Below are 403 nucleotides of genomic sequence, written 5' to 3'. Positions count from 1 at the left end.
ATTGTCCCCCTCGTGGTGATGCTGTGGTGATCCCGGGAAGCGGCGGACTGCCGGGTGCGGCGGCGTGGGTGCGGGACGCGGCCGCCGGCGTGCGGCTCCCGCTCGACCTGCCGGGGGCCGACGAAGCACGGCGTACCCGGCGGGAACTCGTCGCCCAGCTGGACGACTACGTGCTGCCGCGCCTGCGGCACCCGGACGCGCCGCTCGTCGCCGCCTTCGTCGGCTCCACCGGCACCGGGCGCTCCACCCTCGTCAACGCGCTGACCCGCCGTGTCGTCAGCCCGCACGGTGTTCTCCGCCCCACCACCCACGTCCCCGTCCTGGTGTGCCGGGCCGCCGACCGGCACTGGTTCGCGGGCGCCCGCATGCTGCCCGGGCTGCGGCGGATCGCCCCGGGCCCGCG

The 403-nt window shown here is 77.2% G+C and carries 1 protein-coding gene; it reads left to right on the top strand.

What is annotated here, in order from left to right; all coding sequences use genetic code 11:
• Window positions 1-26: 26 nt before the first annotated feature.
• Window positions 27-403, top strand: a 377-nt coding sequence (locus AC1DSF_RS31115) for a hypothetical protein (RefSeq protein ID WP_478184165.1), incomplete at its 3' end; no start/stop codon positions are given.

It is taken from the genome of Variovorax sp. 01N429 (assembly GCF_056399425.1).
This window is presented reverse-complemented; position numbering and strand designations above follow the sequence as displayed.